This is a genomic window from Kingella kingae (assembly GCF_900475905.1).
Classification (GTDB): Bacteria; Pseudomonadota; Gammaproteobacteria; order Burkholderiales; family Neisseriaceae; genus Kingella; species Kingella kingae.
The window spans coordinates 870,586-884,308 of record NZ_LS483426.1; the positions used below are offsets into that span (position 1 = coordinate 870,586).

15 protein-coding genes and 4 pseudogenes are annotated in these 13,723 nt (G+C 45.2%); 8 read left to right on the forward strand and 11 right to left on the reverse strand.

From position 1 onward, the window contains the following. The first annotated feature begins 107 nt into the window (after positions 1-107). Together DQN52_RS04680 and kdsB are read left to right on the forward strand one after the other, a co-directional pair. Complete coding sequence (locus DQN52_RS04680) at positions 108-290, forward strand: Trm112 family protein (RefSeq protein WP_003789428.1); 183 nt, start codon at positions 108-110, stop codon at positions 288-290. Further along, entirely contained in the window at positions 287-1,045 is a 759-nt protein-coding gene (kdsB, locus tag DQN52_RS04685) for a 3-deoxy-manno-octulosonate cytidylyltransferase (protein WP_003785443.1), read from the forward strand. The genes DQN52_RS04680 and kdsB overlap by 4 nt, the downstream gene beginning before the upstream one ends. 83 nt (positions 1,046-1,128) lie before the next feature. On the opposite strand, the gene DQN52_RS04690 is transcribed toward kdsB, so the two are convergent. The 9 genes and pseudogenes from DQN52_RS04690 to DQN52_RS04730 all read right to left on the reverse strand — a co-directional run bounded on the left by DQN52_RS04690 (position 1,129) and on the right by DQN52_RS04730 (position 8,151). Next, a complete protein-coding gene (locus DQN52_RS04690; protein ID WP_003785444.1) occupies positions 1,129-2,427 on the reverse strand; it encodes an adenylosuccinate synthase in 1,299 nt (432 codons plus the stop codon). Positions 2,428-2,559: 132 nt separating this feature from the next. Continuing rightward, positions 2,560-2,864, reverse strand: a pseudogene (locus DQN52_RS04695) (transposase); the annotation flags it as partial. Then, positions 2,836-2,997 carry a phosphoribosylaminoimidazolesuccinocarboxamide synthase gene (locus DQN52_RS04700; protein ID WP_050792387.1) on the reverse strand — a complete coding sequence of 54 codons (162 nt, stop codon included), beginning with the start codon at positions 2,995-2,997 and terminating at the stop codon, positions 2,836-2,838. The gene DQN52_RS04700 and the pseudogene DQN52_RS04695, both read right to left, overlap by 29 nt. Positions 2,998-3,105: 108 nt before the next feature. Next, positions 3,106-3,561 (reverse strand): hypothetical protein, encoded by a 456-nt coding sequence (locus DQN52_RS04705; RefSeq protein WP_003785447.1) that lies wholly within the window; start codon positions 3,559-3,561, stop codon positions 3,106-3,108. A 33-nt stretch (positions 3,562-3,594) separates the two neighbouring features. Next, positions 3,595-4,723 (reverse strand): annotated as a pseudogene (locus DQN52_RS04710) (ATP phosphoribosyltransferase regulatory subunit). 117 nt (positions 4,724-4,840) lie between these two features. Further along, positions 4,841-5,674 carry a methylenetetrahydrofolate reductase [NAD(P)H] gene (gene metF / locus DQN52_RS04715; protein WP_003785451.1) on the reverse strand — a complete coding sequence of 278 codons (834 nt, stop codon included), beginning with the start codon at positions 5,672-5,674 and terminating at the stop codon, positions 4,841-4,843. Positions 5,675-5,697: 23 nt separating this feature from the next. After that, positions 5,698-6,366: a histidinol-phosphatase gene (locus tag DQN52_RS04720; protein WP_003785452.1), complete on the reverse strand. Its 669-nt coding sequence runs from the start codon at positions 6,364-6,366 to the stop codon at positions 5,698-5,700. Then, entirely contained in the window at positions 6,363-7,031 is a 669-nt protein-coding gene (hda, locus tag DQN52_RS04725; RefSeq protein WP_003789459.1) for a DnaA regulatory inactivator Hda, read from the reverse strand. The genes DQN52_RS04720 and hda overlap by 4 nt, the downstream gene beginning before the upstream one ends. A gap of 239 nt (positions 7,032-7,270) precedes the next feature. Beyond that, positions 7,271-8,151 (reverse strand): annotated as a pseudogene (locus DQN52_RS04730) (LysR family transcriptional regulator). Between the two features lie 465 nt (positions 8,152-8,616). On the opposite strand from DQN52_RS04730, the gene DQN52_RS04735 reads away from it, so the two are divergent. The 4 genes from DQN52_RS04735 (at position 8,617) to DQN52_RS04750 (ending at position 12,013) form a co-directional block, all read left to right on the forward strand. After that, a complete protein-coding gene (locus DQN52_RS04735; RefSeq protein WP_003785460.1) occupies positions 8,617-9,480 on the forward strand; it encodes a DegV family protein in 864 nt (287 codons plus the stop codon). A 109-nt stretch (positions 9,481-9,589) separates the two neighbouring features. Then, on the forward strand, positions 9,590-11,353 hold the full coding sequence (locus tag DQN52_RS04740) for an ABC transporter ATP-binding protein/permease (RefSeq protein WP_003785462.1): 1,764 nt from the start codon (positions 9,590-9,592) through the stop codon (positions 11,351-11,353). A gap of 49 nt (positions 11,354-11,402) precedes the next feature. Then, positions 11,403-11,666 (forward strand): transposase, encoded by a 264-nt coding sequence (locus DQN52_RS04745; protein ID WP_003789867.1) that lies wholly within the window; start codon positions 11,403-11,405, stop codon positions 11,664-11,666. 17 nt (positions 11,667-11,683) lie between these two features. Further along, complete coding sequence (locus DQN52_RS04750) at positions 11,684-12,013, forward strand: transposase (protein WP_111694420.1); 330 nt, start codon at positions 11,684-11,686, stop codon at positions 12,011-12,013. Here the strand turns inward: DQN52_RS04750 and DQN52_RS11155 are convergent. Both DQN52_RS11155 and DQN52_RS11160 read right to left on the reverse strand, forming a co-directional pair. Then, complete coding sequence (locus tag DQN52_RS11155; protein ID WP_331250425.1) at positions 11,996-12,517, reverse strand: IS5 family transposase; 522 nt, start codon at positions 12,515-12,517, stop codon at positions 11,996-11,998. The genes DQN52_RS04750 and DQN52_RS11155 overlap by 18 nt on opposite strands. Next, a complete protein-coding gene (locus DQN52_RS11160; protein WP_032133164.1) occupies positions 12,496-12,759 on the reverse strand; it encodes a transposase in 264 nt (87 codons plus the stop codon). The genes DQN52_RS11155 and DQN52_RS11160 overlap by 22 nt, the downstream gene beginning before the upstream one ends. A 24-nt stretch (positions 12,760-12,783) precedes the next feature. Here DQN52_RS11160 and DQN52_RS04765 point away from each other — a divergent pair, with 24 nt between their 5' ends. Both DQN52_RS04765 and DQN52_RS04770 read left to right on the forward strand, forming a co-directional pair. Next, positions 12,784-13,053, forward strand: coding sequence for a transposase (locus DQN52_RS04765; RefSeq protein WP_071461657.1), 270 nt, complete (start codon positions 12,784-12,786; stop codon positions 13,051-13,053). Further along, positions 13,028-13,601, forward strand: a pseudogene (locus tag DQN52_RS04770) (IS5 family transposase). The gene DQN52_RS04765 and the pseudogene DQN52_RS04770 overlap by 26 nt, the downstream one beginning before the upstream one ends. Positions 13,602-13,723: the final 122 nt, after the last annotated feature.

Below are 13,723 nucleotides of genomic sequence, written 5' to 3' on the forward strand. Positions count from 1 at the left end.
GCGAATCCAAAATAGAAAACGCGCATTTTAACAGAATTTATCGCGCTGATTTGTGCGATAATACGGCAGATTCAAATTTCTGATTGATGACACAGGAAAAAAGTAATATGGATAAAAAATACCTAGATTTATTGATTTGCCCCATTACCAAGCAACCGTTGCAATACCACGCCGACAAGCAAGAATTGTGGAGTAAGGTGGCAAAATTGGCATTTCCAATTCGCGACGGTATTCCGATTATGCTGGAAAACGAAGCGCGAGCCTTAACCGATTTGGAGTGTGCAGAATGACGGCGTTTACCGTATTGATTCCAGCGCGTTTGTCGTCCAGCCGTTTGCCGGAAAAAGCGTTGGCAGACATTGGCGGCAAGCCCATGGTGGTGCGCGTGGCAGAACGAGCCGCGCAATCGTCGGCGCAACAAATTGTGGTGGCAACTGACCACGCCAAAATCCAAGCAGCCTGCACCGAGCAGGGCATTGTCGCCGTTTTGACCAGCGACACACATCAAAGCGGCACAACACGATTGGCAGAAGCCGCGCAACTGCTGAATTTGCCCGATGATGCGATTGTGGTAAACGTGCAAGGCGATGAGCCATTGATTCCGCCCGAATTGATTGAACGTGTGGCGCAAAAATTGGCAAACAGCCACGCGCCCATGGCAACCGCCGCACACCCTGTTCACGATTTTGCCGAATTTATGAATCCCAACTGCGTGAAAGTGGTGTTTGATAAACAGCAACAAGCCTTGTATTTTAGCCGTGCGCCGATTGCCTATCCGCGTGATTTGATGTTGCAAAACGCACAAACTTTGCCCAATCCATTGCCGTTGCGCCACATTGGGATTTATGCCTACCGCGTGGGCTTTTTGAAGCAATACGCGCAATTAGCTGAATCGCCGCTGGAAGTGTGCGAAAGTTTGGAGCAACTGCGTGTGTTGTGGCATGGCTACCCGATTGCGGTGGAAGTGCTAGACCACGCACCGCCCGCTGGTGTGGACACGAGTGAAGACTTGGCGCGTGTGCGTGAACTGTGGCAAAGCGCGTAGCGAAGTCGTACAGATAAATAATTAATATAGAGCAGCCTGCACTTTGGTTAAATGTAAAGTGCAGGCTGTTTTTTTATATGGCTTTATTGAAATGGGTGTTGCACCAAAATGGTTTCTTCGCGGTCAGGACCAGTTGAAATAATTGCGATTGGCGCACCGCACACTTCTTCAATGCGTTTCAGATATTTTTTCGCATTGGTCGGCAGCGCGTCATACGATTTCACGCCGAAAGTCGTTTCCGTCCAGCCGTCCATTGTTTCGTAAATTGGCGTGCAATTCGCAACCGCGTCCGCACCGAATGGCAAAATATCAGTCGTAGAACCGTCTGGCAGCGTGTAGCCCGTGCAAATTTTCACTTCTTTCATGCCGTCCATCACGTCCAATTTCGTGATGCACATGCCTGTGATACCGTTCACTTGAATCGAGCGTTTCAACGCCGCCGCATCAAACCAACCACAACGGCGCGGACGACCTGTTACTGAGCCGAACTCGTTGCCTCGTTGTGCCAAACCTGCGCCCACATCGTCAAACAATTCTGTCGGGAAAGGGCCGCTACCCACGCGCGTGGTATAGGCTTTCACAATACCTAATACATATTGCAACATTTGCGGTGGCACACCTGCGCCAGCCGAAGCCGCGCCAGCAATACAATTTGATGAAGTAACAAAAGGATAAGTGCCGTAATCAATATCCAACAACGTGCCTTGCGCACCTTCAAACAACAAACGCTCACCGCGTTGATTTTTGTCGTACAAAGTGCGCGAAACGTCCGCAATCATCGGCAAAACACGTTCGCGGAATGCGTTGATTTTCGCCATCACATCATCAAACGAAACAGGCGCAACTTTGTGCAAATGTTCCAACTGAACATTGTACAAATCCAAATTCGCGCGAACCTTGTCCGCCACCAAATCCATATTCAACAAATCGCCCACGCGCACCGAACGACGCGCCACTTTGTCTTCATACGCAGGACCGATGCCGCGTCCTGTTGTGCCGATTTTTTTGTCGCCTTTTGATGCTTCACGCGCTTGGTCTAGCGCGATGTGATACGGCAAAATCAAGGGCGTGGTTGCCGAAATTTTCAAGCGTTTTTCCACGTCTTTCACGCCAGCCGCGTTCAATTCGTCAATCTCGCCGAGCAAGGCTTCAGGCGACACGACCACGCCCGACCCGATAAAGCAATCCAATTTTTCATGCAAAATGCCGCTTGGAATCAAGCGTAACACGGTTTTTTTGCCGTTTACGACCAGCGTGTGTCCTGCGTTGTGCCCGCCCTGAAAACGCACCACGCCTGTGGTTTGTTCCGCGAGCCAATCTACGATTTTGCCTTTGCCTTCGTCGCCCCATTGCGAACCGATGACTACTACGTTTTGTGCCATTTTGTTTGACCTTTTTTGGTTAAAAAAAAATGTTTCAGGCTGCCTGAAAGAGTGATTATTTATATTTTTGCAAGTTTTTTCATTACTTCTAGTCTAATTTGCATAAAATGATTTAGGGGCTGTCCTAGATAACTAGGATAAACTCAATTTCACTAATTGTTTTAAAATAGAACAAGAACTTTTATCTCACTGTTGTTAAAACGCCATTCGCACTCCTTTAAATATAGCTCAAGATGCTCTTTAGGAATGCCGTTAAATTTGCGTAAATGACGTTTTGCTTGATTCCAAAAGTTCTCAATTCCGTTGATATGGTTTTGTCGTTCAGCAAAATGTGTGCTGTGATTGATACGAAAACGAAGTTTCAGCGAAGCTAAAATGGCTTTGTCGCTTACATCTAATACATCATAGCTACGATAACAATCCGTATAAACAATGCTGTATAACAGATACATCACGCCCAAACAGTTCTACTATTTGCGCTTGCGATAACCAAACGGCTTCCTGCTCAAAACGCACTTCTACTTGTGTTTCGCCATTTTCGGTTTGATAAATTTCAATCAGGTTGTTCATTTTTTCCTTTCTGTTTTTCAGGCTGCCTGAAAATCCCAAAATTACCATTTCCAGTGATACCGCTTTTTGCGTTTTTCATGAGCAAGACGATTGGCGCGAAATCCTGTTCTACCTTCTGCTTGTCCATACAAGAAGAAATGTATCAGAAATCCTGTAAAACTCATGCCAAATAATGCGAAAAATAGCACATCCTGCTTGTCCATACAAGAAGAAATGTATCAGAAATCCTGTAAAACTCATGCCAAATAATGCGAAAAATAGCACATCAAATACATTACCACCTTGCCACGCTTTATAAACTGAATAAAGTGTCCAGCCTGAAAGCAATAAGATAAGCATACCGCTTAATAATCGTGAAATCCATTTAAATGATGTCGCCAAAAAAGTTTCCAAACGACTGGCGTATGAACGTTTTTCAGCAAAATCAAAATAGGCAAGAATAGCGAAAAAAATGCAAGGTATCAGAAAACACAGCCAGCCGCCCAGCGTGGTAAAACCGTTGTCTAAATAAATCAAAAATGCGAGAAAAAGCATAGAAAGCAAGGCTAAAATTTTATCGCTCATTTGAAGATTCCTCTTTTTTCAGGCAGCCTGCACTTACTCCACAACCCAATCTTCCCCACGCAAAACCAACTTTTTCAGGCTGCCTGAATTATCCGCCACACCATAATCAATCACCACACACACGCCTTGTTTGCGCAACTGCTCCACCGCATTACGCGCCGCCGCGTAATCCTTTTGCGCCACACGCACCGCTTGTGGACGTTCGCTTGCCGCCAAACACGCGTAAATCAAAACTAAAACCCGTAGCAGGACGACTGCGCCCAAAATATTGACCCAAGCCGTCATAACGCCCACCATGCGCCACCGCATCGTGATAATCGGGCGTATAAGCCGCATACAGCAAACCCGTGTGGTAATTGTCCACGCGCACTTCCGCCAAATCAATATGCACCGCCTGCGCTGGGAACGCCGTACACACCTGCGCCAACGAATCCAACGCCTGCGTAATCGACGTTAGCTGTGGCAATTTGGTTCGCGCTGTTTCCACGATTTCGCGTCCGCCATATAATTCAGGCAGCAATGCCAGCGCGTTTGTCCAAATATCGTCTAATTGCCAGCTTTGCGCCAATTCGCGCACGGCTTCGCGGTCTTTGTTTTGCATAATGGCGAGCAACTGCTGACTTTGTGCTGTGTCCAACTGCGCGGCGGTGGCAATCGCGCGGAACATGCCAATGTGTCCTAACGACAAAATCACATTGTCCAAACCGCCCATTTTTAGCGATTTCAACATCAAATCAATCAGTTCAATATCGGCAACCGTGTCCGCGCAGCCGTACAATTCCGTGCTCGTTTGGAATGGCTCGCGTGTGGTTAAAAAGCCGTCAGGTTTGGCGTGCAACACGCTGCCTGAATAGCACAAACGGTTAATCCCTTGATTTTGAGACAACAAATGCGCGTCAATTTGCGCCACTTGCGGCGTGATGTCGGCGCGAATGCCGAGTTGTCGTCCGCTTAATTGGTCGGGTACGCGAATCGTTTTTAGCGATAAGCCGTTGTCAATGTGTGTGAGCAGCGAATCGCTGTATTCCATTAAAGGTGGGTGGACGAGTTCAAATCCATGCACGCGAAACAAGGCAAGTATTTGTTCTTTTACGCTTTCTATCTGACGAGCGCGTTCAGGTAAAATATCGGCGATGTGTTCGGGAAGTTGCCAAGTTTGCATGATTGTAGTCTTTCGTAAATAAACAGAGTGGGAACTTTAACATAAAATAACGATTGAGTGCGATGAAAAGCAGCCTGCATTTTGTCTATTTAAAATGCAGGCTGCTTTTTGTGTGGATTAGTAACCCAAACGCTGACAAATCGTGGATACCAAACCTGCCTGATTGAGCGTGTAAAAATGCAAACTTGGCGCACCTTCGCGCAGCAAGCGTTCGCACATCTCGGTTACCACGTCCAATGCCAAGGCTTTGATAGACGCGGTGTCATCGGCATACGATTGCAATTTCAAGCGCAACCAACGCGGAATTTCTGCGCCACAAGTATCAGAAAAACGCGCCAATTTGGCAAAGCTGGCAATCGGCATAATGCCAGGCACAATCGGAATGGTTACGCCGCGCCCTTGCACGTCATCTACAAAACGGAAATACGCATCGGCATTGTAAAAATATTGCGTAATCGCCGAATCTGCGCCTGCTTTGACTTTGCGAACAAAATGGTTGATGTCGTCTTCCGCGCTGCGCGATTGTGGGTGGTATTCGGGATACGCCGCCACTTCCACATGAAAATCGCTGCCGTGTTCGGTTTTAATCAGTTCTACCAATTCGTTGGCATAGCGCATACCGTCCATGCCCAAGCCAATGCCAGACGGAATGTCGCCACGCAACGCGACAATGTGTTTCACGCCCATCGCTTTGTATTGCAACAACAATTCTTTGATTTCTTCGGCTTTCATGCCAATGCAGGGTAGGTGGGGTGCAGCGGCAATGCCTTCGGACAAAATGTCGCTAATCGCTTGCATTGTGCCATCGCGTGTGCTGCCGCCTGCGCCCGAAGTACACGAAAAAAACGCTGGGTTGAATTGGCTCAACTGTTTGCGTGTGATGACTTGTTTGGCGCGACCTTCTGGTGTGCGCGTGGGGAAAAATTCAAAACTTAATTGTTTTCTAGACATATTAACTCCTTGATATTTTATTGTTATTGAAAATTCAAAACCGCCCAACCGTGCTGCTTTGCGTGTGCCAGCAAAGTCTCATCTGGATTGATGGCAACCGCTTCATCAACCAACTGCATCAATGGCAAATCGTTGTACGAATCGCTGTAAAAATAAGTTTTGCCATAGCTTTGCATGGTTTCGCCACGCGCTGCCAGCCATTCGTTTAGGCGTGTGATTTTGCCTTCGCGCAGGCTGGGTGTGCCGACCATTTTGCCTGTAAACGCGCCATTTTCATCGCTTTCCAGTTGCGTGCCGATGATGTTGTTGATGCCAAATGCGTGGCAAATCGGCGTGATAATGTATTCGTTGGTTGATGAAATAACCAGCAATTCATCGCCTGCATCGCGGTGGCTTTGCACCAGCATTTTTGCCATTTGCGTGATGTGCGGCTGAATGTATTTTTGCATGAATTCGGCGTGCAGCGCATCGCGTTGTGCAGGCTGCATTCCGACTAGCGGCGCGATTTGGAACGCAATAAAATCGGCAACATTCAAGCAACCATTTTGATAATCTTGATAAAACTGTGCGTTTTTGGTGGCAGCTTGTTCGGCATCGAGCAAGCCTTTTTCAATTAAAAATTGTGGAAAGGCGTTGTCGCTGTCGGTGTTGATGAGTGTGTGGTCTAGGTCAAAAATGGCAAGGTTTTTCATGCTTGTTCCTGTTGTTTTAAGAGTTTACGCAAAAGTGGCAGCGTAATCGGTTTGCCTTGCGTAATGGAGTAATTGGCTAAATCGTTGAACATAGACAATAAACTGTGCAAATCTTGTCGCCAATGTTCCAACAAATAATGATAAATGGCTGGGTCTATATTGAGTTGTCGCGCGTGTGCCATATTGGTTAGGGCTTCAATTTTTTCCTCTTGGCTCAATGATTTGACTTCGTATGCCAAACAAAAACTCATGCGTGTGCGTAGGTCTTCGCGCAGTTGCAATTTGCTGGGTGCAACGTCTGCCGATAGCAGTAAATGTCCTTTTTTGCTGTTGCGAAAGCAGTTGAACACATAAAACAAGGTGGCTTGCTCTTGTGCGTTGAGTTTTTCTACTTGGTCTATGGCGACAAAATCGTAGTCGGCGGCGGCATCGGTGAGTGGTGTGCTACCTACGTCTATATATAGGGCGCGATGTCCTGCCTGCATGGCTTGCCCCACCCATGCTTGTAAAATGTGGCTTTTGCCCGAGCCTTGTTCGCCCCAAATGTACAAAAATTGGTCGTGTTCTTGTTGCAGAATGTAGATGAGCTCGGCATTGGCGTGTCCGAGCAATTTGTCAAAGCGAGGGTAGGCGGGTTCGTCAAAATCAAAGGCTAATTGGTTCATGACGTGGCTTTTCGGTAGATAAGAATAGATTGAATTGTATAGTGGATAGGTACAGGCTGCCAAGATTGAAAGCAGCCTGCACTTTTGGGTATCCATTTTTGGCAGAAAGTTTTGTATGCACGCCAATCTGCTCCCTCTCCCTAGCCCCAGAGAGAGGACAAGGTTGCTGCTAATTGAACATTTTGTTGAGCATTCAAGTATGAATGGAAGGTGCAGGCTGCTTCGTATCGCACCAAACATCACACCTGCCAAACCTGCGTTACATGGTCGCGCAACAACACCAATGCTGGGTCTTCGCTGTATTCGTCCAAATAGATAAACGACAAGGGCAGCGATTGTTCGTATTCTGGAATCATCGCAATGGGTTTGCCTTGTGCTTGTGCCAGCTCTGCGCTGTGTTTGGGGACAATCGCCAAGCCTGTGCCAGCCGCGCACAAATCAATAATCGCTTGTGGATAATCGCAAATAATTTGTTTTTTGGGACTGAGCTTGTGGCGTTGCCAAAATTGCTGCAAATTTTGTAGCTGCCCGAAATGCCCGACATTTCAATCCAAGTAAATTGATTGAGGCTTTTGGGCAAACCGCTGCGAATGGCGGCTTCGTCTTGGGCTGGGCAAATCAGCGAATAGGCGATGTTTTCCAGCGCAATCGTGTGCAGGCTGCGTTGGTTGATGTGTCCCAAGAAAAAGCCGCCGTGCAGTTTTTTTGCCAATAAGCGCGACAAAATTTCGCCGCTCATGCCGTATTGAATATGCAAATGCACATCGGGCTAGGTTTGCATGATGTGTTGTGTCAGTACCGATACTTTGTTGCTGTTAATCGGGTGGATTAAGCCGAGCTGGATATTTTGGACATAGTGTTCTGACAGGGTTTGCGCGAACACTTCCAAGCGGTGTTTGTGTTGCAACAATGATTCGGCTTCGGGCAGCAGCACTTCGCCTGCGCGTGTGAGTTGCATACCGTTGTTGGTGCGCGTAAACAAGGGGGTGCCAACATCGTTTTCAATCGCTTTGATTTGTGCTGACACGGCAGGCTGCGACAAAAACAATTTTTCGGCGGCTTGGGTTAAGTTTTGCGTGTGTGCTACGGTGATGAATGCTTTGAGTTGAGTAATATCCATAAATAATACCAGCAGGCAGCCTGCACTTTTTGTAAAGAATCGTATTGTAAATGCGATTGCAGGCTGCTTGAAAGTTTTTTCTGATAATCCAAATTGTTAGGCTGAGACCTTTGCAAAACCCCAGATTTGAGTGCAGTTCAAAGTGATAGCATCGCAGAGCGCGCAGATAATATTGAAATATTTTCAAGCGTTCGAGAAGTGCATCACGAAGAAATGCGCCAAAGATGGGGTTTTGTAAAGGTTTCAATATGTACGTTCGATGACGAGCATTGGCGCAGCAGAAGCGTCTGACCATTGATATAAACGAAAAAAACAGCCTGCACTTTTGTTGATAGAAAGTGCAGGCTGCTTTTTAATATTCTTGATGATAGTGATTGTAAGAAATTGGAAAAAATCCAAAACAAATGTAAAATGCGCGCCATTTTTAGATCAAAATTCTATTCAAGATACAGGAAGTATTCTCTTATGAAAAAACGATTGGTTGTGGCAATGTCCACTGCGTGCCTAGATTATTACAAAGAGCCGCATAATGTTCGCACCCTGCGCTTGAATATCCGCATGGACGAAAGCCTGTTTGTAGATGGCGAAACACTCAACGCTGCCGAATTTGAAGATTGGCTCATTAAGCACCCACGCACTATGGCACGAACATCGCCACCATCGCCCAGCGCATTAAACCGATTTTTCTTAAAGATTGCAGATGAAGGCTATACCGAAGTGCTGGTTGTCGCCATGTCCAGCGCATTAAGCCAAACCTATACACACATTAAAGAAGCTGCCGCCTTGTTTGCAGGCAAACTCAAAATCCATTTGTTCGACACCAAAACAGGCGCGTTTGCCGAAGGCTTTATAGCATTGGAAGCAGACCGCTGCTTCTGTGCGGGTTTGACCACCGAAAAAACCATCGCCCGTTTGCAGCACTTGCGTCAAACCAACACACTCATGTTTGCCGTGAGCGATTTGAGCTACTTAATCAACAACGGACGCTTGTCGCAAACCGCAGGCTTTATCGCCAATGCCTTAAATATCAAACCGATTATCCAAGTAACCCCCAAAGGCGAAGCAGTTGTAGCAGAAAAAATCATCAGCTTTTCACGCGCCATGAACAATATGTCTAACCAACTGGGACAATACATGAAAAATGGCGGTAAAAAGCAATACATTTACCTGCTCTACACAGGCACACCGCGCGAATGGTTCAGAGAATTTGAAGGCATCATCGCTAAAAAACATGGCTTAAAAAACTTGCCAGCGTATCCGATTAGCCCAGTTGTATCGGCACACTCGGGACCCAATTCGGTTGGATTTGGTATCTTCTGGGATTTGTAAAACCAATAAACCAAGCAGCCTACAATAAAGTGCAGGCTGCTTTTGTGTATCAAAAATAATAAAAAACCACTGCTTTCACAAATATTTATCGCTTAAATAGAAAGAAGTCATGAAAACTTGGCAAACCGAACTCTATGGCACACCCATGTGGCTGCTGCAAACTTTTACCGCCACCATGGTGCTGTTGGCAATCAGCATTTATTTGATTGGCAAAACCCGATTTGGGCGACAATTTTGGCACGTTCTGCGCCCTTGTTTAGACCGAAAAAGCAGTCTGCACATCATTGGCTTTGTCGCGCTAATGATTTTATTGCTGCTGACCGAAGTCCGCCTGAATGTGTTTAGCACCTTCATGTCCAGCGGTTTGTACACGTCCATGCAAGACATGAATGTGCAAGCCTTTTGGCTGTTTGCAGGCATGAACGCCGCGGTGGTGCTGCTGCGAACTTTCAACGGCGCGGTCAATGATTTTTTAGACCAAGCCCTTGCGATTAAATGGTCAAAGCAGCTCAATCAAGTGCTGGTGTCGCACTGGCTGGCGCACAAAAACTACTATCGCCTGCAAAATCAACGCCAATCGCCCGATAACATCGACCAACGTATTCAGCAAGACGCGCAAGAATTCATCGCCAATACGATTGAATTTATCCGCGGCATGCTCAATTCGGGTTTGTCGTCTATTGAGTTCACGCTGGTGCTATGGGGCTTGGCAGGCATACTCACGATTTTTGGGATAGACATTCCGCACGGCATTGTGTTTTTGGTGTTTATTGTCGTGATTTTGGCGACTTGCATTGCGATGTGGATTGGTAAGCCTTTGATTCAGTATAATTATGAAAACGAACGACTCAACGGCGATTACCGCTATTCGCTAATCCGTGTGCGCGACCATGCCGAGAGCGTTGCCTTTTACAACGGCGAAGCGGTGGAGCAAGAACGTCTATCACAAAACTTTGTCGCCATTATCAAAAACCGCTGGCTCATTGCCCGACAAAGCGTTACGTTGAGCGGTTTTAACGATATGTTCAGCCAAGGCATACAATTATTGCCGATTATTTTGCAAGCACCGCGCCTGTTTGAAGGACAAATCAAAATTGGCGACATTCATCAAACCGTGCAAGTGTTTGTGCGATTGCAACGCTCTTTGTCATTTTTTCGCTTATTTTACAAACAGTTCACATCTTATCGCGCCCGATTAGAGCGTTTGAGCGGTTTTTTAAGCAGCTTGGAATACACGCCGCACTCACAGCAACCCACGCGTGAAACCAACGAAAGCAGCCTGCACTTGGAAAACGTGGCTCTGTTGCGCCCCAGTCAAGAAGTATTGATTGAAAACATCAACTTATCGGTGAAACAAGGCGAAAGTTTGTTGATTAAAGGCCCATCGGGTTGCGGCAAAACGTCTTTATTGCGCCTGATTGCAGGCTTATGGGCATTTGGCGGAGCAGGGCGCATTGTATCGCCACAAATGAGCGGCACGATGTTTGTGCCACAGCGACCGTATGTGCCACAAGGCAGCCTGCAACAAACTTTATGCTACCCAAGCCACCAAGCCAGCGAAGCACAAATTTTACAAGTGTTGGACGATTGCAAATTGGTGCATCTTGCCGAGCATTTAGATAAAGTGAAAGATTGGCAACACATTTTGTCGCCTGGTGAATTGCAGCGTTTGGTGTTTGCCCGAATTTTGTTAGCGCAACCCAAAATGATTTTGCTGGACGAAGCCACCGCCGCTTTGGACGAACCGACCGAAGCGCATCTTTATCAACTGATACGCCAACGCCTGCCCGATAGCATTATCGTTAGCATTGGGCATCGCAGCACGCTGGACGATTTGCACCATCGGAGTATGCATATTGTGGGTGGTTGTTGATTGTGTTATCTGTAAGAACCTGTATTCACAAAAATGATAAAATATCTTTATGACTAGAAAATCCTACCCAACAGACTTAACAGATGCCCAATGGCAAGCGATTGAGCCACATTTTAACCAGCTACGCCACTACAAATGGGATAAACGTCAATTAGTGAATGCCGTTTTGTATATTACCAAAACAGGTTGCCAGTGGCGTATGCTGCCCAATGATTTTCCACCTTATTCAACCGTATGGAGTTTCTATCGCAGAGCCAATCAATCAGGCTTATGGGATAGAATTCTTTTGGCATTGGTTCAAAAAAACGTTTAATCCATCAAAAACAAGCAATGCCAACTTATGCCATTATTGATTCACAAAGCGTCAAAACAGCTTCTAGCGCACATGATAAAGGTTTTGATGGAGGTAAAAAAATCAAAGGTCGTAAGCGACATATAGCTGTTGATACGTTGGGTAATCTATTGTCTGTTGTGGTTCATGCAGCCAATATTCATGACACAAAAGCAGGTATTTTTGTAGCAAAAAAAGCGTTTGAGACCTATCCGAGTTTAAAAGGTTTCTGTGCAGACGCAGGTTATCGGAATACATTTGAGCGTGAAGTATCAGAGCAATTGGGTTTAAGAACCTGTATTCACAAACAACTATTTGATAAATCTTAATATTTGTGAAATATACCCTAGTTTAACAAAATTTTCAGCAGATAAATTCGTCTGCTCAAAATCTTTTGCTAAACGTCGAGACCAACCTAACCATGCAAACGTTCGTTCTACAATCCAACGTTTGGGCAGAATATGCCAAGAAATATCTTGAATTCTCTTTGAAATCTCAACAGTTAAACCCAATTGCTCTGATACTTCACGCTCAAATGTATTCCGATAACCTGCATCTGCACAGAAACCTTTTAAACTCGGATAGGTCTCAAACGCTTTTTTTGCTACAAAAATACCTGCTTTTGTGTCATGAATATTGGCTGCATGAACCACAACAGACAATAGATTACCCAACGTATCAACAGCTATATGTCGCTTACGACCTTTGATTTTTTTACCTCCATCAAAACCTTTATCATGTGCGCTAGAAGCTGTTTTGACGCTTTGTGAATCAATAATGGCATAAGTTGGCATTGCTTGTTTTTGATGGATTAAACGTTTTTTTGAACCAATGCCAAAAGAATTCTATCCCATAAGCCTGATTGATTGGCTCTGCGATAGAAACTCCATACGGTTGAATAAGGTGGAAAATCATTGGGCAGCATACGCCACTGGCAACCTGTTTTGGTCATGTACAAAACGGCATTCACTAATTGACGTTTATCCCATTTGTAGTGGCGTAGCTGGTTAAAATGTGGCTCAATCGCTTGCCATTGGGCATCTGTTAAGTCTGTTGGGTAGGATTTTCTAGTCATAAAGATATTTTATCATTTTTGTGAATGCAGGTTCTAACTGTTGAGATTTCAAAGAAAATTCAAGATATTTCTTGGCATATTCTGCCCAAACGTTGGATTGTAGAACGAACGTTTGCATGGTTAGGTTGGTCTGGACGTTTAGCAAAAGATTTTGAGCAGACGAATTTATCTGCTGAAAATTTTGTTAAACTAGGGGCTATTGACAATTCAAAAAAAGAGGCAAAGGATTTAAGATATTGTTTCCACACAACCATCCTAAACCTTTGCCATGTCCCGAAACACGCTTACAAATGAAACATGGTCAAGACTGTTACCTATTTTGAAACAGCTTGGCATTTATCGCAAGAAAAATTTACGCAAAACAGTAGAAGGTATCCTGTTTCGCTTACGTACAGGCTGCCAATGGGCTGATATACCTAGTTATTTTGGTAAAGCAAACAGCCTTTACCAAAGTTTCAATCACTGGTCTAAACGCGGTATTTTTACCAAATTATTTAAACATTTGGCAGATACACCCGATATAGAATGGGTCTTTATGGACGGTAGCCATATCCGTGTTCATCAACACGGCATGGGTAAAAAATCCATTGTGCATCAAGCTGTCGGTAAGAGTATCGGAGGTCATACGTCTAAAATTCATTTAGCGGTTGATGCTTGTGGTAATCCAATTGAATTTATGATTACAGCTGGTTTGGTATTTATATAAAATCAGGCACTTGGTAAAAAATGCTTTTGCACGATTAAAGCATTTTCGTGCGCTGGCAACACGGTACGATAAATTAAAACGTAATTATGAAAGTACCGTGTCATTAGCTTGTGCTTTGATTTGGTTGAAATTATAGCTAAAATGTCATTAGCCCCTAGGGTATATTTCACAAATATTAAAATTTATCAAATAGTTTTTTGTGAATACAGGTTCTCAAATAGGCGTTCAGCAATGGGAATGTAAATTTCGTACCAGCGG